The sequence below is a fragment of the Hydrocarboniphaga effusa AP103 genome (genome assembly GCF_000271305.1).
Classification (GTDB): Bacteria; Pseudomonadota; Gammaproteobacteria; order Nevskiales; family Nevskiaceae; genus Hydrocarboniphaga; species Hydrocarboniphaga effusa.
On the sequence record NZ_AKGD01000001.1, the window covers coordinates 1,774,833 to 1,798,384 of the forward strand.

The 23,552-nt window shown below is 66.1% G+C and carries 17 protein-coding genes; 7 read left to right on the plus strand and 10 right to left on the minus strand.

Features of this window, described 5'->3' with window-relative positions; all coding sequences use genetic code 11:
- Positions 1–149 precede the first annotated feature (149 nt).
- Complete coding sequence (locus WQQ_RS07795; RefSeq protein ID WP_007184594.1) at positions 150–917, plus strand: thiol:disulfide interchange protein DsbA/DsbL; 768 nt, start codon at positions 150–152, stop codon at positions 915–917.
- Positions 918–924: 7 nt separating this feature from the next.
- Here WQQ_RS07795 and WQQ_RS07800 read toward each other — a convergent pair whose 3' ends face one another.
- The 7 genes from WQQ_RS07800 to WQQ_RS07830 all read right to left on the minus strand — a co-directional run bounded on the left by WQQ_RS07800 (position 925) and on the right by WQQ_RS07830 (position 11,167).
- Entirely contained in the window at positions 925–1,197 is a 273-nt protein-coding gene (locus tag WQQ_RS07800; protein WP_007184595.1) for a DUF167 domain-containing protein, read from the minus strand.
- A complete protein-coding gene (locus tag WQQ_RS07805; protein WP_157534548.1) occupies positions 1,194–2,660 on the minus strand; it encodes a M20 family peptidase in 1,467 nt (488 codons plus the stop codon). Before WQQ_RS07805 ends, WQQ_RS07800 begins: the two co-directional genes overlap by 4 nt.
- Positions 2,661–2,727: 67 nt before the next feature.
- A complete protein-coding gene (locus WQQ_RS07810; protein WP_007184597.1) occupies positions 2,728–3,066 on the minus strand; it encodes a hypothetical protein in 339 nt (112 codons plus the stop codon).
- 62 nt (positions 3,067–3,128) lie between these two features.
- On the minus strand, positions 3,129–6,194 hold the full coding sequence (locus WQQ_RS07815; protein ID WP_007184598.1) for an efflux RND transporter permease subunit: 3,066 nt from the start codon (positions 6,192–6,194) through the stop codon (positions 3,129–3,131).
- Positions 6,191–6,817: a phosphatase PAP2 family protein gene (locus WQQ_RS22905; RefSeq protein ID WP_007184599.1), complete on the minus strand. Its 627-nt coding sequence runs from the start codon at positions 6,815–6,817 to the stop codon at positions 6,191–6,193. The genes WQQ_RS07815 and WQQ_RS22905 overlap by 4 nt, the downstream gene beginning before the upstream one ends.
- Positions 6,814–10,068 (minus strand): efflux RND transporter permease subunit, encoded by a 3,255-nt coding sequence (locus WQQ_RS07825; RefSeq protein ID WP_007184600.1) that lies wholly within the window; start codon positions 10,066–10,068, stop codon positions 6,814–6,816. The genes WQQ_RS22905 and WQQ_RS07825 overlap by 4 nt, the downstream gene beginning before the upstream one ends.
- 7 nt (positions 10,069–10,075) lie before the next feature.
- Complete coding sequence (locus tag WQQ_RS07830) at positions 10,076–11,167, minus strand: efflux RND transporter periplasmic adaptor subunit (protein WP_007184601.1); 1,092 nt, start codon at positions 11,165–11,167, stop codon at positions 10,076–10,078.
- A 327-nt stretch (positions 11,168–11,494) separates the two neighbouring features.
- On the opposite strand from WQQ_RS07830, the gene WQQ_RS07835 reads away from it, so the two are divergent.
- Positions 11,495–11,977 (plus strand): FKBP-type peptidyl-prolyl cis-trans isomerase, encoded by a 483-nt coding sequence (locus WQQ_RS07835; RefSeq protein ID WP_007184602.1) that lies wholly within the window; start codon positions 11,495–11,497, stop codon positions 11,975–11,977.
- Between the two features lie 30 nt (positions 11,978–12,007).
- On the plus strand, positions 12,008–12,877 hold the full coding sequence (locus WQQ_RS07840; RefSeq protein ID WP_007184603.1) for a class I SAM-dependent methyltransferase: 870 nt from the start codon (positions 12,008–12,010) through the stop codon (positions 12,875–12,877).
- 114 nt (positions 12,878–12,991) lie between these two features.
- Here the strand turns inward: WQQ_RS07840 and WQQ_RS07845 are convergent, their stop codons facing one another.
- On the minus strand, positions 12,992–13,654 hold the full coding sequence (locus tag WQQ_RS07845) for a hypothetical protein (RefSeq protein WP_007184604.1): 663 nt from the start codon (positions 13,652–13,654) through the stop codon (positions 12,992–12,994).
- A gap of 183 nt (positions 13,655–13,837) precedes the next feature.
- Entirely contained in the window at positions 13,838–17,671 is a 3,834-nt protein-coding gene (metH, locus tag WQQ_RS07850) for a methionine synthase (RefSeq protein WP_007184605.1), read from the minus strand.
- Positions 17,672–17,777: 106 nt separating this feature from the next.
- On the opposite strand from metH, the gene WQQ_RS07855 reads away from it, so the two are divergent.
- Positions 17,778–19,163, plus strand: coding sequence for a coiled-coil domain-containing protein (locus WQQ_RS07855; RefSeq protein ID WP_040453201.1), 1,386 nt, complete (start codon positions 17,778–17,780; stop codon positions 19,161–19,163).
- A 6-nt stretch (positions 19,164–19,169) separates the two neighbouring features.
- Here the strand turns inward: WQQ_RS07855 and WQQ_RS07860 are convergent, their stop codons facing one another.
- Positions 19,170–19,811, minus strand: coding sequence for an NAD(P)H-binding protein (locus WQQ_RS07860; RefSeq protein ID WP_007184607.1), 642 nt, complete (start codon positions 19,809–19,811; stop codon positions 19,170–19,172).
- 91 nt (positions 19,812–19,902) lie between these two features.
- Between WQQ_RS07860 and WQQ_RS07865 the strand changes: the two genes are divergently transcribed.
- The 3 genes from WQQ_RS07865 (at position 19,903) to WQQ_RS07875 (ending at position 23,370) form a co-directional block, all read left to right on the plus strand.
- Positions 19,903–20,328, plus strand: a complete 426-nt coding sequence (locus tag WQQ_RS07865; protein WP_007184608.1) for an HIT domain-containing protein — start codon at positions 19,903–19,905, stop codon at positions 20,326–20,328.
- A 136-nt stretch (positions 20,329–20,464) separates the two neighbouring features.
- The gene (locus WQQ_RS07870) at positions 20,465–21,292 is read left to right on the plus strand and encodes an SDR family oxidoreductase (RefSeq protein ID WP_007184609.1); all 828 of its coding nucleotides are present in this window, start codon (positions 20,465–20,467) and stop codon (positions 21,290–21,292) included.
- Between the two features lie 92 nt (positions 21,293–21,384).
- Entirely contained in the window at positions 21,385–23,370 is a 1,986-nt protein-coding gene (locus tag WQQ_RS07875; RefSeq protein ID WP_007184610.1) for an SDR family oxidoreductase, read from the plus strand.
- Positions 23,371–23,552: the final 182 nt, after the last annotated feature.

Below are 23,552 nucleotides of genomic sequence, written 5' to 3' on the forward strand. Positions count from 1 at the left end.
GTGATGCAAACGAGAAGGCCGCATCGACTGCGGCCCGGCCGAAGTCTAGCCAATGCCCTGCGCGGTCGCGTGGGGGAATCCCCCAGCGCGGCTTGTCGTAACCTTGCTTTTTCCCGGGCGCACGATCGCCCGCCTCACTGGAGTCTTCGATGAAACCGCGTCATCTCGTCGCCCTGGCCTTGCTCGCGCTCGCGGCCTGTTCCAAATCGCCCGAGCCGCCCGCCGCGGAAGCGCCCGCCCCGGCCGCGGCGCCCTCGGCCGAGTCCACCACCGCAGCCTCGCCCGCACAGACCGAAGCCAGGCCCGCAGCCGGCAGTGGTACCGAAGCCGCGCCGCTGCTGACCGCGGGGCTCGTCGCCGGTCGCGACTACATTCTCATCGGCGATGGCAGCCCGTTCGACACCGCCGCCGGCAAGGTCGAACTCGTGGAGTTCTTCAACTACGCCTGCCCGGCCTGCAATGCGTTCAATCCGCAGTTCTCGGAATGGAAGAAAAAGCTCGGCGCGGATGTGCACCTGGTCTACGCGCCGCTCGATTTCCGTCCGGACTTCGTGCAGTACGCGCGCGCCTACTACGCGGCCGAAGCGCTCGGCGTGGCCGACAAGGCGCACGATGCGGTCTACGACGCGATCCACCAGCTGCACACGCTGCCCGGCGAAGGCCAGCCGCCCGATCAGGCCAAGATCGCCGAGTTCTATGCGAAGTTCTACGGCGTCAAGCAGGATGAATTCCTGCAGCTCATGGACGGCTTCGCGGTCAACGCCAAGATCGGCCGCGCACGAGCGTTCGCGATGAAAAGCCAGGTGCGTTCGACGCCCTCGCTCGTCATCAACGGACGTTATCTCGTGAAAGGCGAAAGCTGGGAAGACATGCTCAGAATCAGCGACCAGCTGATCCAGAAGGAACGCGCGAACTGATCCGGTTTCAGAGCCAAGCCGTGATGCGGCGCTTGATCTCGCCGTCATCGAGCGCCGCGATTTCGACGATCTTGTCCTGCGCGGTTTCGCCGTGCACGAGCGTGATCGACTGACGAGGCACGTCGAGCGCCTCGGCGAGCAGGCCGATCACCGCATCATTGGCCTTGCCGCGTTCGGGCGCAGCCGTCACGCGCAGCTTGAGCGCCTCGCCATGCCAGCCGACGAGACGGTTCGACGAGGCTTTGGGGCTCACGCGCAGGCGCAGGCGCGTCGCGCTCATTGAGCGCCGAGGCTGTTGCGCAGCAGCTGCGCATAGAACTGGATCATGCGCTCGTAATCGGCGATGGCGATGCGCTCGTCGACACCGTGGATGCGGCCCGCATCCTCGTTGGTATACGGCATCGGCGAGAAGTTGTAGCCCTGCTCGCGCACGCTCGCGTAGTGTCGGTTGTCGGTCGCCCCGAGCACGATGCCGCTCGCGACGATGGCCTCCGGAAACACTTCGCGTATCGACCGTGCGATGAGCTTGTATTGCGGCGCGTGCACGTCGGACGCCGGCGGAGCCTCGCTGCCGAAACCCGCCATCGCTTCGACGACGATACCTTCGTCATCGATGACTTCGCGCACGTGCGCGAGCACGGCGTCGATGCCGTCGCCCGGCAGCAGACGGAAATTGACGATCGCCTCGCCTTCGGTCGGCAGCACGTTGTCCGCTTCGCCGGCCTTGAACACGGTCGGCGCGGTGGTGGTGCGGATCAGCGCATCGGTCGTGCGCGAGCCTCCGAGCGCGGCGAACAGCACCGGCGACAGCCAATCGCGATTGGCGACGACGATGCGTGTGGGCCAATCCATCTCGGGCGCGATCTCGCCGAGCAGCGCATCGACGGGCTCGATCAGCCGCGCCGGCATCGGCTCGTCTTCGAGCTTGGCGATCGCCGCCGCGAGCCGGCCGATCACCGTGTGCCGCGGAGGCGTCGACGAATGGCCGCCATCGCCCGTCAGCCTGAGCTTCACCGACAGATAGCCTTTCTCGCCGGCCATCAGCGATGCGACCGGACGCTGCACGCCGGCAACCACGCCGCGCGTCACCGCGCCGCCTTCGTCGAGCGTGTACGAGGCCTTGATTCCGCGCTCCGCGAGCTTGGCTGCGATCGCCTTGGCGCCACGCTCGCCGCCGACTTCCTCGTCATGCCCGAACGCGAGCAGCAATGTGCGCTTGGGCTGGTAGCCGAGGCCGATCAGCGCCTCCACGGCTTCCATGATCGCCATCACGCTGTTCTTGTCGTCGAGTGCGCCGCGGCCCCAGACGAAGCCGTCGGCGATCACGCCGTCGAACGGCGGATGCGTCCAGCCCTCGGTCGCTGCGGGAACGACGTCGTAGTGCGCGGCGAGGAGCACCGGCGGCAGTTCGGGCTGCGAACCCTTCCAGGTGTAGAGCAGACCGAAATCGTTGAAGGTCTCGACACTCAATGTCTGGTGCGTGCGCGCGAAGCGTGCCTGCAAAAAGCGATGAAAATAGCGAAAGGCGCCGACGTCGACCTTGGCCGGATCGGTGCTCGAAACCGTCGGCACGCCGATCGCCTGCGACAGTCCATCGGCGACAGCGGCCGCATCGACGCGCATGAGCGCCGCCGCCTGCACATCCTGCGACTGCGATTGCAGCAGCACCGCACGGTACGAGGCGTAGCCGATCACACCGACCAGCGACAGCAGAACCAGCGCGAGCAAGAGCTTCTTGAGCATGAAAAAACGCATCCGGGTCAGTGCGCAACACTAACCCGAATCGCTCGCGAACGAGCGCAGCAGGGCTTTACTTGGCGGCGAGCAGACCGCCGATCAGCGCCCCGAGCACCATCGCCGCCGCACCGCCGACTGCAACCGCGAAAATGCCGAAACCCGCGAGCCAGGCCACCCAGGCCACGCCCGTGAGTGCCTTGATCAGAAAGCCGAGTATCGCGCCCAGGGCGATGCTCGGAATGATCGAGGCGATGAACGCCCGGCCGACACCGCCTGCAATCTTGCCGCCGACCACCCCGGCGACGAGGCTGCCCAGACCCGGCAGCCAGAACAGCAGCACCGACAGCACGAGCATCCAGAACGAGCCCCAGAAAATGCTGCCTTCGTCGCGCACTTGCAGATCGTTTGCCATGTCCCTTCTCCTGTCGATGACTTCTTGTTGTCGGATGCTGGTCGGAATGACGCGAGCCTGACTCAGGGTAACTGAACGCCGCGTGGCGACAGTGCCTGGCCACGCGCCTTTGCGACGACACGCGCGCCCCAGACGCGCAGATCGTCGAGCATGCAGTAAGTGCTCGGCAGCACCCCCAGGCTGACGACCGTCGAGAACGTCAAGCCGCCGATGATCGCGCGCGCCATCGGATAATACGGCGGCCCGTTGCCGCCGACCGAAGTTTCACCGAGTGCGAGCGGCACCATGCCGAGCGTGGCCGTGGCCACCGTCATCAGGATCGGCCGCAGGCGATCGCGCGAGCCCTGGATCACCGCTTCCTCGCGCGGCATGCCCGAAGCACGCAGCTGATGCACGTGGTCGATCAGCACGATGCCGTTGTTGACGACCACTCCCATCAGGATCAGCAAGCCGATCATGGCCATGAACGACATCGTCGTCGCGGTGATCATGAAGAACCAGAACACGCCGACGAACGAAAAGAAGATGCCCGTGATGATCGCGCTCGGCTCGAGCGTGGACTCGAACAGCGCCGCCATCACCAGATAGATCAGCGCCATCGCGAGCAGCATGTTCACGAGCATGCCCTGCATGTTCTGCGCTTCGTCGTCGAAGGCCTGGCTGTAGCCCCAGCTGTAGCCGGGAGGGAACTGCAGATCGTTGAGCACGTTCTCGACCGACTTCTTCGCATCCTCGGAGGTCACGCCTTCGGCGGTGCCGAACTGCACCTTCAGCGAGGCCATGCGATTCTCGCGCGTGATGTTGCCGGGCGTGTTGCCGACATCGACCTGGGCGACCGAGCCGAGCGTGATGCGCGCCCCGTCCGGACGCAGGATCGGCATCGACAGGATCGCCTCGAAATCCGCGCGATCCTGCTTGCGGAACTCGACGATCATGTCGACCTCGCCGGTGGCCGTGCGGAACGGACGCAGCTCGGTGCCGCGCATCGCCGCGGCCACCGCGTCGGCGACCTGCTGGCTCGAAAGCCCGTTCTGGCGCGCTCGCTCGCGATCGATGCGGATGCGCACTTCCTGGTCTTCGGCCTCGGCGATCACACGCACATCGGTGAGCCCCTTGACGAGGCGCAGCGTGCGCACGACATCGTCGGCGACATCGCGCAGATGCTCGGCCGATTCGCCGAACACGCGCACGCCCAGCTTGTCCGCGGTGCCCGATCGGTTCTGCTCGAAGCTCACACTGCCGATCGCGAGCTTGGGCATCTGCGCGCGGATCTCCTCCATCACCGAAGCATTGCTGCGCTTGCGCAGCTTCTTCTCGGGCATGATCAGCACGGTCTGCGCGCTGCTGACATCGAAATAACTGTAGACCGAGTCGAAGCCCAGCGAGGCCTGGTTCGCGAACAGGTAATTCTCGATGGTGCTGACGGCCTCCTCGACCTTGTCGACCCGATAGACGCCGTTGAGGTTGTACTGCATGAGCAGGCGCGTGCCGTCTTCGGCCGGGAACATGTCGGTCTTGACGAACTTGAGCGGCACGATCACCGAGCCGAGCAGCACCACGATCATCAGCGAAGTCCAGCCGCGATGGCGCAAGGTCCAGCCCAGCGTTCTGGCGTAGAAGGCCGACAGCACAACCAGAAAGCGCGCACCGCCGCTCGCGTCGCCCGAGACCATGCGCGTGGTCAGCTGCGGAATCAGCGTCACCGCCACGAGCAGCGACGCGGCCAGCGCGATGGTGATCGTGAACGCCACCTGGCTCATGAACACGGTGATTTCGTTCTGCGCGCCGAATACGTTGGGTAGAAACACGATCGCGGTCGTCAGGGTGCCGGCGACCACCGCCATGCCGACCTTGCGCACGCCCGACAGCGTGGCCTCGACCGCATCGCCGGTTTTCAGACGCTCGGTGAAGATGCTCTCGGTCACCACCACCGCATTGTCGACGAGCATGCCGACCGCGAGCATCAGGCCCATGAGCGTGAGAATGTTGAGCGTAAGGCCGAGGAAGTACATCGCCGCGAGCGTCATGCACAGCGACAGCGGTACCGACAGCGTCACGATCAGCGTCATGCGGATATCGCGCAGGAACAGCCACAGCACGAGCACCGACAGCACCGCGCCGATGGCACCGGCTTCGAGCAAGTCGGCCAGCGATTGCTTCACTTCCTGCGACTGGTCCTGCATGGGGAACAGGCGAATGCCCTTCATCTCGGGCAATTCCTTGATGCGCTCGATTTCGGCCTTCGCGCGCTCGCCGACCTCGACGAGATTCGCCCCGGTTTCCTTGAACACATTGACGCCGATCGCGAAGCGCCGATTCAGATGGCGTCCGTAGGTCAGCTCCGGATCGGTGTACTGCACCTCGGCGATGTCGCCCAGGCGCAGGCCGCTCGCATCGATGACGACATTGCGTACCGCATCGAGCGTAGTGAGCTCGCCTTCGGGTCGCACCGTGTAGCGCAGCCTGCCATCGGTGATCTGGCCCGCCGACAGCGCGAAGTTGGCCTTCTGCAGTTGCGCGCCGAGCTTGGCGATGTCGATGCCGTGGCTCGCGACGCGATCGGCCGCAAGCATGATGCGGACCTGCTTTTCCTCGACGCCGTAGAGCTCGACTTTCGAAACGCCGGCAATGCGTTCGAGCCTGCGCTTGAGATTGCGATCGAGCATTTCGTAGGCGCCCGACAGATCGCGGTCGGCCGAGATGCGCAGCTGCAGCATCGGCTGGTCCGAGCCCGAGAACTTGAACACCTGCACGCGCTGCACGTCGTCGGGCAGCTTGTCGCGGATCGAATCGATCTTGTCGCGCGCCTCGACGCCTTTGACGGCCAGATCGGCGCCCCAGTCGAGTTGCAGCTCGATCTCGACGCCGTCGTCGCGCGATTTGGATTCGATGCGCTTGAGTCCCGGCAGGGTCGCGATCGCTTCTTCGACCGGACGCGTGATGCGCCGCTCGACTTCCTCGGGCGTCGAGTTGCGATACGGCACGTTGACGACCATGAACGGAAACTCGATGTCGGGTAGCGATTCGAGCGGCAATCGTTGCCCGGCGATGAGCCCGATCAAGGTCATGCAGACGAAGAACATCGCCACCGTGACCGGCCGCTTGAGCGACAGCGCGGTGAGGTTCATGGGGTGAGGCCGGGAGACGGGGAACGGGAGACGAGAGACGTACCAGCCACAGCAAAACACAGCGCGATAAACGCAGAGCCGATGACATCCCCGAGGTAATGATCGCCTTCGACCACGCGCGCGAATGCGAGCAGGCTCGCGATTACGACCAAGGGCCAACGCCAACGCGCAAACATCAGCGCCGGCGGAATCAGCAGGCCCATGTAGACCGCCGTATGACCCGACGGAAACGAATCGTGGCCCGCGACGAAGAAATCGGCGAGCCGTGGATCGGCCAGGTATTCGAACGGACGCACGCGCTCGAACACGCTCTTGAGCCAGGTCACGCTGATGCGCGTCGCGAACAGCACGACGGCCGTAATCGCGAATGGCCGCAACCAGGCCCGGCCGGTGAACCGGGTCAACGCGCCACCGAGGACGACGAGCACGAGCGGATGTACCCATTTCGGCAGCCAGGGCAGCACGAGCCAGGTGATCGCATCGGTGAACGTGCGCGCGATCGGCACCAGCGCGGAGGCGTGCTCCGCAAGCCATAGCGAGACCAGGCGGTCGAAGCCGAGCGTACAGACAAGCATTGCGGCGAACAGGCCGGCCAGTGCGACGTAACCGCTGCGCAGGCTCATGCGCGCGCTCCCTGGTGCTGGTTCCGCACGGCGGCATCCGGCCGGCGATCGAGCACGGTATAGAGCACCGGAATCACCACGAGTGTCAGCAGCGTCGACACCGTGAGCCCGCCGATCACGGTGATCGCCATCGGCTTCTGCATTTCGCCGCCCGCGCCCATGCCGATGGCGATCGGCATCAGACCCAGCACGGCGGTGGCCGTCGTCATCATGATCGGGCGCAGGCGCGTGCGCCCGCCGATCAGGATCGCTTCGGCGCGCGCGTAGCCCTCTTCGCGTTTGCGGTTGACGAGGTCGATCAGCACGATGCCGTTCTTCACCACGATGCCGGCCAGGATGATCATGCCGATCAGCGCGACCACGTTGATGATCGAGCCGGTGACGTAGAGCGCGACGATGGCCCCGATCGCGGCGAGCGGAATGGTGAACAGGATGACGAACGGATGCACCAGCGATTCGAACTGCGAGGCCATCACCAGATAGACCAGGAACACCGCGAGCGCGAGCGCGAATTGCAGCGAGCGGAACGAGACTTCCATTTCCTCGCTCTGCCCGGTGACGTTCGCGCTGGTGCTCTGCGACATCGGCGTTGCCGCGACGATGCGATCGAGCTCGGCGACCGCATCAGCCAGATCGCCATGCGCGAGCTGGGCCGAGATCACCACGACGCGCGACTGGCTGATGCGCCGGATCTCCGAAGGCCCGCTGCGCAGCTGCACGTTGGCAACCGCCTCGAGCGTCACCGGACGTGCCGAATCGGGATTGATGATGAGCCGACGCACGTCTTCAACACTCGCACGATCGCGCTCCGAGCCGCGTACGAGCACATCGATCTCGCGATCGTTGAGCCGATAACGCGTCGCAACAACGCCCTGCACCGAGTTGACCACGCGATTGGCGAGATCGGCCGTATCGAGCCCGAGCGCGGCGGCGCGCTCCTGATCGAACAGGATCTGGATCTCCGGGTTTCCGGGTGCCTGCGTGGTTTCGATTTCGGTGAAGCGCCCGCTCTTTCGCATCTGCTGGCGGATCGATTCCGAAGTGCGCGCGAGCGTGTCGAGGTCGTAGCCCGAGATTTCGACTTCGAGTGGTGCCTTGAGCGTGAACAGAGTGGGACGCGTATAGCGATACGTGAGTCCCGGCACGGTTTGGAGCGGCTTGGCGAGCGCTGCGATGATGCGGGCCTCGTCATCGTAGCGGCCCGCCTTCAGGCCGAGATTCAGCACGCCGTTGTTCTCCCCGCCTTCGTCTGCCGAGACGTCGAGCCGGTTGCCCTGGCCGGCGACCGAGAACACCGCGGCGAGCGCGCCGTCACCGTCGATGCCGCGCGCAAGATCGCGCAGCACGCTATCGGTACGCGCGAGCGGCGTGCCGGGCGGCAGCTCGATCTCGGCATGCAGCTCGCCCTGGTTGAACGGCGGAATCAGTTCGACGCCGATGCGCGTCAGCAGCCACAGGCTCGCCGCGAACATCGCGAACGCCACGCCGAGCACCAGCGCGCGATGCGAGAGCGCCCAGCCGAGCAGGCGTTCGTAGCCGGATTCGCAGCGATCGAAGAAAGCCTGGAAGATTTTCGACAGCGGACGGAACACCAGGCCGAGCAGATAGCCGATCGCGCGGAACAGCTTCACGAACACCCACAGCACGCCGACCGGCGCCTGTTCGAACACACCATGGCGCGTCGCCGACAGGCCGCGTTGCAAGGCGTTGCCATCGCGATGAACCGGCTGCGCTTCGGGCGGTGGCGTCTTGCGGTTGCCGCGCGCCGCGAGCATCGGAATCAGCGTGAACGAGACGATCAGCGAGAAGATCAGCGCGCCGGTGACGACCATTGCCTGGTCGGAAAACAGCTGGCCGGCGATGCCTTGCACGAACACCATCGGAAAGAACACCGCAACCGTCGTCAGCGTGGATGCGACTACCGCGGCCGCCACTTCCGATGCGCCCGCGACCGCCGCTTCGGTCGGCGCGAGCCCGTCTTCGCGCTTGCGCATGATGTTTTCGAGCACCACGATCGCATCGTCGACGACCAGGCCGATGGCGAGCGCGATGCCGCCGAGCGACATGATGTTGAGCGTCAGCCCGGCGCCGTACATGACGTTGAAAGTGGCGATCACCGAGACCGGAATCGAGATCGAGATGACCGCCGTGATCCAGGCGCTGCCGAGGAACAGATAGACGATCAGCACGGCGAGAATGCCGCCGATGATCGCGGCCTCCATCACCTCGTCGATCGCGCTTTCGATGAACACGCTCTGGTCGTAGAGCGGCTTGAGCTCCATGTCGCCCGGCAGCGACTTGGTCAGCGTCTCGAGCCGCTTGTGCACGGTCTTGGCGGTCTCGACGGTATTGCCGTCGCCTTCCTTGTAGATCGCGATTTCGACCGCCTCGTCGCCGCCGATGCGGATCACCGCTTCGCGCTCCTTGTAACCGCTGCGCACTTCGGCGACATCCTTGAGGTACACCGGGCGATTGTCGCCACCTTCTGCAGTCGAGCGCGTCTGCAGGATCACTTCGCGCATCTGCTGCAGATCGCGAAACTGGTTCAGGGTGCGCACGAGATAGCGGCTCGCGCCCTGCTCGACGCGTCCACCCGAAAGATTCACGTTCTCCGCAGTCAACCGAGCGCCGACCTGTTCGAGCGTGAGGTTCTGCTGCGCGAGCTTGTGCAGGTCGACGAGCACCTGCACCTCGTCTTCGAGTCCACCCGAAATCTTCACCGCGGCAACGCCGGTGACCGCTTCGAGCGGCTTCTGCACGAGGTCTTCGGCGACTCGGCGCAAACGCTTGAGGGCGGCTTCATCGGGCTTGGCCGCCGCGTCGCCCTTGAGCGCGAGGCCGAGCTTGAGCACCGGGTCGGACGAAGGATCGAAGCGCAGCACGATCGGCCGCTTGGATTCCTTCGGCAGCTCGAGCGTGTCGAGCTTCTCGCGCACGTCGAGCACCGCGTAATCCATCTTCGTGCCCCAGTTGAATTCGAGGGTCACGTCGGAGGTGCCCGCGCGCGATACCGAGGTCACGCGGCGTACGTTCTTGATCACGCCGACCGCTTCCTCGATCGGCTTGGAGAGCAGCGTCTCGATCTCGGTCGGTGCGGCACCTTCGAGTTCGGTGCGCACGGTCAGCGTCGGATACGACAGATCGGGCAGCAGGGTCACCGGCAGCCGGCTCAGCGAGACCATGCCGAACAGCAGCACCGCGAGCGTGAACATGACCACGGCGACCGGGCGCCGCGTAACGAAGCCGAGCATGGAGGTCTCAGCCTTCTTGCGCGGCTGCGGCGGGAGCGGCTCCGGCCGCCGGCTCGTCCTTCAGCGGCGTCACCACCTGCACCTTGGCGCCATCCTTGAGGCTGGCCTGGCCCGTGGTGACCACCTGCTCGCCGGCTTTCAGGCCTTCGAGCACTTCGAAGTTGCCCGCATCGCCGTAGCCGATGCGCACCACGCGCCGGCGCGCATGATCGGAGGCAACCACGTAGACCGATTCGGCGGCGTCTTCGGTGATCACCGCGTCGCGCGGAATCAACAAGGCCTGCTCGCGATGGTCGTAGAGAATCTCGGTGCGCGCGAACATGCCCGGACGCAGCTCGGACTGCTTGGCGTCGATGTTCACGGTGACCTTGACCGTGCCGGTGCTGGCGTCGATCACCGGATTGATCAGCAGCACGGCGCCGGTGAAGACCTTGCCGGGCCAGGCGTCGACCGTGAGCTTCACGAGGTGCTCGGTCTTGAGCTTGTGGATGTCGCGCTCGGGCACGTAGACGGCGGCGCGCAGCCGGTCCATCTGGGTGATCCGGAAAGCCTGCGCATTCGGCTGGATCAGGTTGCCGCGCTTGATGTAGCGCGCGCTGACGATGCCGTCGAACGGGGCGCGCACTTCGGATTCGCGCAGCGCCAGCGAAGCCAGATCGGCCGCGGCGCGTGCGGCCGAGAGTTCGTACTGGGTCTTGTCGTAGGCCTCACGCGACACCAGGTTGCGCTGGTAGACCGATTTCAGGCGCGTGAAATCCTGCTCCAGCCGGTCGACGTCGGCCTGGGCGCGCGCGCGCTCGAAGCGCAGTTTGTCGGACTCGAGCCGGGCGAGCAGCTGGCCGGCGCGGACGCGATCGCCCTCCTCGACCAACACCTGCTCGACCGTGCCGCTCTGCTTGCTCAGCACGGTGGCCTCGTTCTCGGCTTCGAGCGTCGCGGTGCCGCGATAGGCGGCGTCGATGGTCCCGAGCGTGACGGTGGCGACCTCGACCGGAATGGCCGCTTCTTCCTTCTTTTCTTCGGCCTTGCTGTCAGCCTTGCAGCCGGACAGCAGGGCAAGGCCCAGCAGTACAGGGACAGCGGTGCGGATCATGTTCATGCGAATTGGAAAACCCCCGGTTCGACCGCCAACGTTTCATGCTCCATGCCAGCGTCACCATCACCCAAGTAATTGATTGCTATGTAATTATTTTTCATGTGGCGTTTATATTCCGCCAAATCCGCCGCTTTGTACGCGGATTTGACGATTCAGTGGCGTAATTCGCCGGCGGTCGTGCCTGCGATGTTGAAGGCCTTGGATGCGGGCGGTCGCCGCAAGGTTTGCAGCCCGACGTTTTCTGGCTCTGCGGATGGCTTGGGCTACCATAGCGGTTCGATTTCGTCCTGCCGTCCTATCGGCGGGTCCATTTTTCAGCCGAGCTCAGACATGCAGATCGCCGACCGCAGCGTCGTTTCGTTCCATTACACCCTCACGAACGATCGTGGCGAAGTTCTCGATTCCTCCAGCGGCGGCTCCCCGCTGGCCTACCTCCACGGCTCCGGCAACATCATCCCGGGCCTCGAAAAGGAACTGCTCGGCAAGGTCGCCGGCGACAAGCTCAAGGTCACCGTCGCCCCGGCCGAAGGCTACGGCGAACGCGACGCCCGCCTGGTGCAGGAAGTGCCGCGCCGTGCCTTCCAGGGCATCAAGGACATCAAGCCGGGCATGAGCTTCACCGCCCAGGGTCCGCAGGGCCCGACCCGCGTCACCGTGACCCGCGTGGCCGGCGACATGGTCACCGTCGACGGCAACCATCCGCTGGCCGGCGAGACGCTCAACTTCGACGTCGAGATCACCCAGGTTCGCGAGGCCAGCGAGGAAGAACTCGCCCACGGCCACGTCCACGGCGAAGGCGGCCACCACCACTAAGCGTCGGGTTTTTCAAACAAAGGCATGTCGATGCGCAGTCTCGTTTCCGTCGCGGTCGTCGCGACGGCCCTGCTGCTGGGCTCCTGCGCGCAGGAGCCGGCTCCCAGGCAGTTCCAGCCACCGGTCATCACGCTCGAACAGGCGATCGCCGCGCCGTACCGCGAGCAGAACCGGCCGCGCGACCGTTACCGTCATCCGCTCGAGACGCTGCAGTTCTTCGGCATCGAGAGCGACATGACGGTGGTCGAGATCTGGCCGGGCGGCGGCTGGTATTCGGAGATCCTCGCGCCGTTCCTGGCCGCGCGCGGGCGCTACATCGCCGCCCAGTTTCCGGACACGCCGTCGGCCCCGGACTACCAGAAGCAGACGCTGGCCGCCTACCGCAAGGCGATCGCCGCGCATCCGGAGCTCTATTCGCGCGTCACCGTCAGCGCGATCGGCGCGCCGAACTTCTGGCAGCCGGCGCCGCCGAATTCGGCCGACCTCGTGCTGAGCTTCCGCAACGTGCACAACTGGCTGCAGAACGACACCGAGCGCGAGATGTTCGCCGCGTTCTATCGCACGCTGAAGCCGGGCGGCGTGCTCGGCGTGGTCGAGCACCGGGCCGTCGCCGACGAAATTCCGCGCTCGCAGATCGTCCGCACCGGCTACGTGCCGCAGGACTACGTGATCGAACTCGCCACCGCGGCCGGCTTCGCCTACGTGGGATGGGAAGAGATCAACGCGAATCCGAAGGACACCAAGAACTATCCGGCCGGCGTCTGGACGCTGCCGCCGACCCTGCGCCTCGGCCAAACCAATCGCGACCAGTACCTCGCGATCGGGGAGTCGGACCGCATGACGCTCAAGTTCGTGAAGCCCGATCCGAATGCGCCGGCGCCGATGCCGAGCGATCGCTAGCGAGGTATCGGGCGGTTTGGCGGGGGACGCGGCGTCGGCCGCTTTCCGGCTCGAGGCGCCGTTGCATCGACTGCTTCCCGGCTCGAGGAGCCGTTGCATCCATTGCTTCCCGGCTCAAGGAGCCGGGAAGGGTATCGCCCCGAATTTCGCGTCCCAGTCGTTACGCTCGCGGATCAGGCGCTGATCCTGCCAGAGCACGTAGGGCTCGGTGCGCAGGCTGCGGCCGACGCTGCTGATCGCCAGGTCGACGTTGCTCGCAATGCGCAGATCGCCCTCGCTACGCTCGGCCCGGCCGTTGCGGTCGCGGCGCAACTGCGGCTCTTCATGCTTGAGTTCGGCCGCGCAGATGCTGGCGTCCTCGGGCGTGTAGCCGATTTCGTAGAGCCGGTCGTTGAAGAATTCGAGCGTCATCCGGCCCTTGGTGCCGAGCAGGGCGTAATCGAGGCTCAGCGTGTCGAGCACGTGCATCGGATAGCGCGGGCTGGTTGGCCGGGCGATGCGACGGTGCGCCGCCTCCACGCCCTGCTCGGCGAGCCTGGCGGCCACCGCATCGACGCTCTGGTAGCTCGCGAAACCGGCCGTGAGCGCGATTCCGGACTGCCGATCGGTGTAGGCCGCGGTCTCGGCATGCGGAGGCTCGGGCTGACCGATCAGGGCCAGGGCGCCGGCGGTCACCGAGCACAGGCCGACCACCATCAGAACCCAGGCCACGCGCTTGCGCATCGGCGCAGCGGTGCTGGGTTCGGGCGGATCGGCTTGTTCGGTCAGAAGGCTCATGCGGGGACGCAGTCAGCGGATAGGCGATGGTACGTCCGCCGCGCCGCCTTGCAGCACGCCAGGCCCGCCCACAGGTCGATTGGCGGCGACGAACGTCGCCCGACAGCGGCCAGTCTTGCGAGGCCGCCCAAGCCCTCGCAAGTCCGATCGCGGATCACCTCGGCATGACTGCTGCGACCCGACCTAGTCCTCGGGCTCGTAACCGAGATTCGGCGCGAGCCATTTCTCGGCTTCGGCGAGCGTCCAGCCCTTGCGGCGCGCGTAGTCCGCGACCTGGTCCTTGTTGACGCGCCCGACGACGAAGTACTGCGACTGCGGGTGCGAAAAATACCAGCCCGACACCGCGGCCCCCGGCCACATCGCATAGCTCTCGGTCAGTTCGATGTTCGCGTTCTTCTCGACATCGAGCAGCTTCCAGAGCGTGGCCTTTTCGGTGTGCTCGGGACAGGCCGGATAGCCCGGAGCCGGGCGAATGCCGCCGCCGCTGTCGATGTACTTCTCGGCGATCAGCGCCTGGTTGTCGAGATGCTCGTCGGGTGCGTAACCCCACCATTCCTTGCGCACGCGCTGATGCAGGCGCTCGGCGAAGGCTTCGGCCAGGCGATCGGCGAGCGATTCGAGCAGGATCGCGCTGTAGTCGTCGTTGGCCTTCTTGAAGGCCTCGACTTTCTCGGCCGAACCCAGGCCCGTGGTCACCGCGAACGCGCCGACGTAGTCGTGCAGGCCGGTCTCACGCGGCGCCACGTAGTCGCCGAGGCAGCGGTGCGGAACGCCTGCGCGATGCTCGCTCTGCTGGCGCAGGTTGTGCAGGCGTGCGATCTCGGCCGTGCGCGACTCGTCCGCGTAGACCGCGATGTCGTCGCCATCGACCGCATTGGCTGGAAACAGGCCGAACACCGCGTTCGCGCGCAGCCACTTCTCGTCGATGATGCGATCGAGCATCGCCTGCGCATCGTCCCAGAGCTTGCGCGCGGCTTCGCCGGTGGCCGGATTGTTGAGCAGATCGGGAAAGCGGCCCTTCAATTCCCAGGCGATGAAGAACGGCTGCCAGTCGATGTAGTCGCGCAGCTCGGCGAGCGGATAGTCGTGCAGCACTTTGACGAACTGCGTCGCAGCATGATGATGGTGATCGCAATGCGGACCATCGCAAACGTCCATCGCCTGCTGCAGCAGCATGCGCGGGCGGAAGGGCCTGTACGTGCTCCAGTCGACCGGCGTGCGGTTCGCGCGTGCCGCATCGAGGCTCAGGAATTTCTCCGCCCGATCCTTGTTCGCGTGGCGCTCGCGGATCGCCGCGTATTCCTTGTTCACCTCGGCCATGAGCTTGGGACGCTGCTCGTCCGACAGCAGTGCCGAAGCGATGGGCACCGAGCGCGAGGCGTCCTTGACCCAGACGATCGGGCCTTGGTACTGCGGCGACACCTTCACGGCCGTATGCGCGCGCGAAGTCGTCGCGCCGCCGATCAGCAGCGGAATGTCGAAGCCCTGGCGCTGCATTTCCTTGGCGAGCGAGACCATTTCGTCGAGGCTCGGCGTGATCAGACCCGACAGGCCGATAATGTCGACTTCATGCTCGCGCGCCGCATCGAGAATCTTCTGCCCCGGCACCATCACGCCGAGATCGATGACCTCGTAGTTGTTGCACTGGAGCACCACGCCGACGATGTTCTTGCCGATGTCGTGCACGTCGCCCTTGACCGTCGCCATCAGGATCTTGCCCTTGGCGCGAGCCACATCACCTGGCTTCTTCTCGGCTTCGATGAACGGAATCAGGTACGCAACGGCCTTCTTCATCACGCGCGCGGACTTGACCACCTGCGGCAGGAACATCTTGCCCGCGCCGAACAGATCGCCGACCACGTTCATGCCGTTCATGAGCGGGCCTTCGATCACTTCGATCGGCCGGCCGCCACGCGCGGCGATCTCGGCGCGCAGCAATTCGGTGTCGGCCTCGACGTACTGGTCGATGCCCTTCACGAGCGCATGCGTGATGCGCTCGCCGAGCGGCAGCGAACGCCAGGCTTCGTCGGCCGCCTCCTGCTTCGCTCCATCGCCTTTGAACTTGCCGGCGATTTCGAGCAGGCGCTCGGTGCCGTCGGCGCGGCGATTGAGGATCACGTCCTCGATGCGCTCGCGCAGCTCCGCATCGAGCGTGTCGTAGACCACGAGCGCGCCCGCATTGACGATGCCCATGTCCATGCCCGCGTTGATCGCATGGAAAAGAAAAACGCTGTGGATCGCCTCGCGCACCGGATTGTTGCCGCGGAACGAGAACGAGACATTCGACACGCCGCCGCTGATATGCGCACCCGGCAGGTTCTGCTTGATCCAGCGCGCGGCTTCGATGAAATCGACGCCGTAGTTGTTGTGCGCCTCGATGCCCGTCGCGACCGCGAACACGTTCGGATCGAAGATGATGTCTTCGGGCGGAAAGCCCACCTGCTCGACGAGAATCTTGTATGCGCGGCCGCAGATGTCCTTGCGGCGTTCGAGCGTATCGGCCTGGCCTTGTTCGTCGAAGGCCATGACCACCACCGCCGCGCCGTACTGCCGGCACAGGCGCGCCTCGCGCACGAATTTTTCCTCGCCCTCTTTCATCGAGATCGAGTTGACGATGGGCTTGCCCTGCACGCACTTGAGGCCGGCTTCGATGACCTCCCACTTCGAGGAATCGATCATCACCGGCACGCGCGAAATGTCGGGCTCGGCCGCGATGAGCTTGAGGAAGCGCTCCATCGCCGCGACGCCGTCGAGCATGCCTTCGTCCATGTTGACGTCGACGACCTGCGCCCCGCTTTCGACCTGCTGGCGCGCGATGTTGAGCGCGGTGGCGTAGTCGCCGGCCTTGATCAGATCACGAAACTTCGCCGACCCCGTGACGTTGGTGCGCTCGCCGACGTTGACGAAGCGAATCGCGCTCGTGAGGTTCAGCGGCTCCAGGCCCGACAGCTTGGTGATGCCGTCGTGTTCGACCGGCTTGCGCGGTGCGAGCCCCGCGACCGCCCGCGCCATCGCGCCGATGTGGCCCGGCGAGGTGCCGCAGCAGCCGCCGACGATGTTGACGAGGCCCGCTTCGGTGAACTCGCGGATGATGCCCGCGGTGTCTTCGGGCATTTCGTCGTACTCGCCGAAAGCATTCGGCAAACCGGCGTTCGGATAGCAGGACACATGGCAATCGGCGAGCCGCGACAGCTCGGCGATGTACGGACGCATGTCCTTGCCGCCGAGCGCGCAGTTCAGGCCGATCGACAAGGGCCGCGCATGGCGCACCGAGGCCCAGAACGCTTCGGTGACCTGGCCCGACAAGGTGCGGCCCGAGGCGTCGGTGATGGTGCCCGAGATCATCACCGGCCAGCGCCGGCCGCGCTGCTCGAACAGGCGCTCGCAGGCGAAGATCGCGGCCTTGGCGTTGAGCGTGTCGAAGATCGTCTCGATCAGCAGGATGTCGCTGCCGCCGTCGACGAGGCCGTTGGCCTGTTCGAGATACGCATCGACGAGTTCGTCGTAGCTGACGTTGCGAAAGCCCGGGTCGTTGACGTCCGGCGAAATGCTCGCGGTGCGATTGGTCGGCCCGAGCGCGCCGGCGACGAAGCGCGGCCTGCCGCTCGCGGCGGCGACTTCATCGGCCGCTTCGCGCGCGAGCGTCGCGGCGGCGACGTTCATTTCGTAGGCGAGCGATTCCATACCGTAGTCGGCCAGTGAGATCAGCTGCGCATTGAAGGTGTTGGTCTCGATCAGGTCGGCCCCCGCTTCGAGATACTGGCGATGGATCTCGCGGATGATCTGCGGCTGCGTGAGCACGAGCAGGTCGTTGTTGCCCTTGAGGTCGCGATGCCAGTCGGCGAAGCGCTCGCCGCGATAGTCGGCTTCCTCGAGCTTGTAGCGCTGGATCATCGTGCCCATGGCGCCGTCGAGCACGAGCACGCGCTCGGCGAGCAGGCGCGTGAGCGGCTCGGTGGCATCGGGGCGAAGGTCCAGGGGGGACCGGGCTGGGCTGGAAGGCGTGGCGTCGTACATGCGCGAATTTTATCTCTTTATGCGGATAGACGGATACGATCGAGTCCGCTTGGTCGGGCGCGAGCGCCGGCGCGCATACTGGACCTCCACATTCCTCCTGTCGCCGATGACCGCTTCCGCCCCGCCGGACACGCTGCGCAACTGGCTGCAGACCGAGCACGAAGCCCTGCTCGCGCCCGCGCTCGGCGGGCTGTCGAAGCCGGCGCAGGAGGCGCTGAGCCGCCGCTATCGCCGGCTGCTGCTCGCCCACCTCGAAGCCACGCCGGCCCCACTGCAAGGCGGCAGCGAACAGCGCGCCCTGCAGCGGCTCGCGCTGACGCCTTCAGAAGCGCTCGAACTCGATCTGCGCCGCAATGCGCTCGACCAATCGCTGCAGCCGGTGATCGCGGCCCCGCTGCAAGCCTGGCGGCGGCGCATCCAGGCCGGCAATGCACGCGGCACAGCGCTGGCCGCTTCGGCGCTGTCGCCTGATGCGCTGCTGCGCTGCTTCGTCGAGGCCTTGCAGGAGCTGCCGCTGACGCTCGATGCGCGCCTGGCCCGGCTCGAAACGCATGCGGTGACGCTGGGTGAGCGCCTGCCCGCGCTGCTGGCCACCGCGCTGAGCCTCGTGCCGCTCGCCGAAGCACCGGCCAGCGCCGATCTGGCCATCGATCCGCGTCTCTCGGCGCTGCTCGAGCGCATCGCGGCCCGCAGCGGAGCCGACGCCGAACTCGCGGCCCGACTGCTCGCCGAGGCGCCCGAATCGCCCGCGATCGCGCAGCGCCTGGCCTTGCTCGGACGCATCGTCGAAGGCCTCGCCGAGCTGTCCGACGAGGCGCTGTTCGCGTTCGCCAAGCTCGCGCTCGCCGACCCGGATTTTCTCGTCAACACCGCGCATCCCGTGCGCCTGAGCCTGCACCGCCCAGCCGAACTCGAACGCCTGCTCGGCAGGCTGAGCCTCGGTGCGGGCTTCGTCGCGCTGGGGCTGGCGCAATTGCCGATGATCGCGAGCGAGCGCATCGCCGGCGCGCTCGACCAGCTGCAGACCCTGCGCCGCGAACAACAGGACGCCCGGCTCGGCGAAGCGCGCCGGCGCGTCGCCGACGAAATCACGCGCATCGGCGTCGTTCACGCCTTGCCGTCCAGCGGCCAGCGCTTTTTGCAGGACGTCTGGGCGCCCTTGCTGACGCGCGCCTGGTTGCAGCAGAACGGCTCCGGCGACGAGTGGAACGAGGCGATCGCCACACTCGAACCCGTGCTCGCGACGCTGGCCGATCGCCAGAACGCCCGCGTGCGCGACCTCGAAGCCCAGCTCAATCGCATGGCCGAGGTGCTGTTCCGCGCGGGCCTGCAGCGGGCGCGCATCGACGAGGCGCTGCAGTTCCTGCGCGAGGCCTACGACGAGCTGCGCAGCCTGCCGGGCACCACGAGCGCCGTCGCCCAGCCCGACGCGAGTGCGCCGAGCAGGCCCGAGTTTCCGGGCGTGAGCCGCATCGAGCTGCCGGATCTCTGAAGCGGCTCACGCCGTCGCGAACGGCGCCTCGTGCACGTGGGCGCCGGGCCGCTCGCTGACCGCGGCCTGCAACAGCGCGGCGGCGACGGTGTCGGCTTCGATCGGTCGGTAGCGCGCCGGCAGCAGCCCGCCGATCACCGGCGCGAGGCGCTGGCCGAGGCCCTCGAGCGTGCGGCTTTCGGCGCGCTCGCCGAGCAGCAGCGAGGGCCGGAAAATGTGCAGCGAGGCAAAGCCGACCGTGCGCAGATCGCGCTCGACGCGGCCCTTGACCTGGCTGTAGAAGGCCAAGGAGTTCGCATGCGCGCCCATGGCCGACACGACGAGGAACTGCCGGCTGCCGGCCGCCTTCGCCGCGCGCGCGAGCCGCATCACGAGTTCGTAGTCGACCGCTTCGAAGGCCTGCTTCGATCCGGCCTTGGCGCGCGTGGTGCCGAGGCAGCAGAACACGTCGTCGGCCTGCAGCGCGGAGCCGAGGCCTTCGAGATCGCCAAAGTCGGTGACGATGGCCGTGAGCTTCGGGTGCGTCTGCGCAAGCGGCTTGCGCACGAGCACGCTGATTCGATCGAAGCGCGCATCGGCGAGCAGGCGGCGCAGCAAGTGCGAGCCGATCAGGCCGGTGGAACCGGCGACGAGCGCGTGTCGGGTCATCGAAATTCCGGATGAAGTCGCAAGGCCTGCATGATGCCACCGGCTCGGGTCATCATGGCCGCCTCTTCTTCCGCACCGGACGCGCCCGCCCATGACCGATTTCGTGCTGCATCCGCAGCTCGCTGCCGACAGCTTCGCCCTCGCCGACGCGCCGCTGAGCCGGCTGCTGCTGAGCAAGGACGCGCGCTACCCATGGTTCATCCTGGTTCCGCGGCGCAGCGACATTCGCGAAATCTACCAACTCGACGCCGCCGACCAGGCCCAGCTGCTGCTCGAATCGAGCACGCTCGGCCGGGCGGCGATGCAGGCCTTCGGCGGCGACAAGCTCAACGTCGCCGCGCTCGGCAACCTGGTTCCGCAGCTGCACGTGCATCACATCGTGCGCTTTTCGAGCGATGCGGCCTGGCCGGGCCCGGTGTGGGGCCGGCATCCGGCGGTCGCCTACGATGAGGCTGCACGCGAGCAGCGCATTCAGGCCTTGAAAACCCGGCTTACCGCAGGCTGGCACTGGCTATAAAACCGCCCAGGTCCTGGCGGCACCGACATTGCAGCGTCTTCGGCCGTGCCTACACTGCGCGCAGCCGGCCACACTGCGAGCTTGAATTTGCTGCACCCCGCACGACCGCGGCTCTCACCACGATGGAGCGAATCGGATGGATAGCGTTGCAGGCAAGAAGGTTCTGATCACCGGCGCGGCGATGGGCATGGGCCGGCTCTACGCCGATCTCGCGGTGCGCGAGAAAGCCGCCGCGGTGGTGCTCTGGGACGTCAACCAGGCCGCGCTCGACACTGCGGTCGCCGAACTCAAGGCGGCCGGCGGCACGGTGTTCGCGTACACCGTCGACGTCTCGAACCTCGAGAGCATCGAGCAGGCCGCCGCGCAGGTGCAGCGCGAGGCCGGCGACATCGATCTGCTGTTCAACAACGCCGGCATCATTCGTGGCAAGTTCTTCTGGGAACACGACAACCGGCGCGACATCTGGCCGACGATGGCGATCAACACGCTGGCGATCATGTACATCGCGCGCGCCTTCCTGCCCGCGATGATCGCCAACAAGCGCGAGAGCCGCATCGTCAACATCGCCTCGGCCGCGGGCACCGTGGCCAATCCGCGCATGAGCGTTTATTGCGCGAGCAAGTGGGCCGCGATCGGCTGGAGCGATTCGCTGCGGCTCGAGCTCAAGCAGGCCGGCCACGTGCACGTGAAGGTGACGACCGTCTGCCCGAGCTACATTTCCACCGGCATGTTCAGTGGCGTCAAGGCTCCGCTGCTGACGCCGATCCTGACGCCCGAAGTGGTGACGAATCGCGTCTGGCAGGCGATGAAGGCCGGCAAGCCGCTGCTGACCATGCCCTGGACCGTGCGCCTGGCGATGCTCGCGCGCGGCCTGCTGCCGCTGGCGCTGTGGGATTTCGTCGCCGACCGCATCTTCGGCATCTACCACAGCATGGATGACTTCGAAGGCCGGCCCAAAAGCTGAAGGCCTGGCGATAAGATCGGCCCTAACGACACGCTCATAACAACAGTGCCCGTCCGGCCCTCCGCCGGGCCGCAAGAACACCAAGGAGAACCATGAACTACTTCGTCACCGGCGCGACCGGCTTCATCGGCAAGTTTCTGCTCGAGTCGCTGCTCGCGCGTGAAGGGGCCATCGTTCACGTACTCGTGCGCGAGGGCTCGCGCGACAAGCTCGAAAACCAGCTGCTGCGCTACGGCGACGACGCCTCTCGCATCGTGCCGGTGGTCGGCGACGTGACCGAGCCGGGCCTGGTCAGCGCGGCCGATTTCAAGAAGCTCGCCGGCAAGATCGACCATGTGTTCCATCTGGCCGCGCTCTACGACATGACGATGAGCGACGAGCTCGCCGATCGCATCAACAACGAGGGCACGCGCAACGTCGTCGCCTTCGTCAACGACCTCGGCGGCAACGTGAAGCTGCATCACGTGTCGAGCATCGCGGTGGCCGGCGGCGAGCACGTCGGCAAGTTCACCGAAGACATGTTCGACGTCGGACAGAGCACCGATCACCCGTACTACCGCACCAAGTTCCAGTCCGAAGCGATCGTGCGCAACGAGAGCAAGGTGCCGTTCCGCGTCTATCGTCCGGGCATCGTCGTCGGCCACAGCGTGACCGGCGAAATGGACAAGATCGACGGCCCCTACTATTTCTTCAAGGCGCTGCAGACGGTCAGCCACAAGGTGCCGAAGTGGATTCCGCTGCTCGGCATCGAAGGCGGCCGCATGCCGATCGCCCCGGTCGATTTCGTCGCCAAGGCCATCGATGCGATCGCGCACCAGCAGGGCCTCGACGGCCAGTGCTTCCATCTGATGCAGAACAAGTCGCCGACGGTCGGCGAGCTGCTCGCCATCTGCATGGAAGTGGCGCACGGCCCCGAATTCGCGGCCAAGATCCAGCTGCCGGCGATTCCGAGCTCGGTGCGCGCGCTCGGCTCGCAGGTCGCCAAGGTGGTGCCGAAGGCCGTGCAGAAGCGCATCGCCGATACCATCGGCGTACCGATGTCGGTGATCGGCTATGCCTTCAACCGCACCGCCTTCGACAACAAGAAGGCACGCGCCGCGCTCAAGGGCACGGGCATCGACTGCCCGGACATCCGCGACTACGCCGACAAGCTCTGGGCCTACTGGGAGCTGTTCCTCGACCTGCGCGTGAAGATTCCGGCGCAGGCCATGCAGCGCCTCGCCGGCAAGGTCGTGCTCGTCACCGGCGCGAGCTCGGGCATCGGCTTCAACGCGGCGAAGAAGTTCGCCGCCGCGGGCGCCAAGGTGATCCTCGTCGCGCGCACACTCGAAAAGCTCGAAGAAGCCAAGTCCGTCATCGAGAAGGCCGGCGGCGAAGCGCATGTCTACAGCTGCGATCTCACGAGCATGGAAGACATCGATCGCATGGCGGATGAAGTGCTCGCCGACTTCGATCACGTGGACGTGCTGATCAACAACGCGGGCCGCTCGATCCGCCGCGCGGTGATGGAATCGACCACGCGCTTCCATGATTTCGAACGCACGATGGAGCTCAACTACTACGGCGCGGTGCGGCTGATCATGAAGCTGCTGCCGAGCATGGCCAAGCGCAAGAGCGGGCACATCGTCAACATCAGCTCGATCGGCGTGCTCGCCAACGCGGCGCGCTTCTCGGCCTACGTGGCGAGCAAGGCGGCGCTCGATGCGTTCACGCGCTGCCTGTCGGCCGAAGTGCGCAGCCACAACATCCACACCACGGCCATCTACATGCCGCTGGTGCGCACGCCGATGATCGCGCCGACCAAGATCTACGACTACGTGCCGACCTGGAGCCCCGACGACGCCGGCGACACCGTGATGCGCGCGGTGCTCGAACGTCCCAAGTCGATCGCCACCACGCTCGGCACCGCGGCCTCGGTCAGCTACGCGCTGTGGCCCAAGCTCAACGACTACGTGCTGAGCTGGGGCTTCCGGCTGTTCCCGTCGTCGTCGGCCGCCCGCAAGGGCCGTCGCGAAGGCGCCAAGCCGACGCTCGAGCAGGTGGTGTTCGCGAACGTGTTCAAGGGCGAGCACTGGTAAGCAGCTGCTGCGCTCCGCATGCCGCACGAGGGCGGTACGCGTTCGGGCCAGCCGATGCTTCGCTTCGGCTGGCCCGGCCCTCACCCTCACGCGCCAATCGTACGCTCCGGTTCCTGCGCTCCGTCCTCATCAGACCTGCGTTCGCTCGCGACGCTTCTTCAGAATCAAAGACTGCGCGGGTG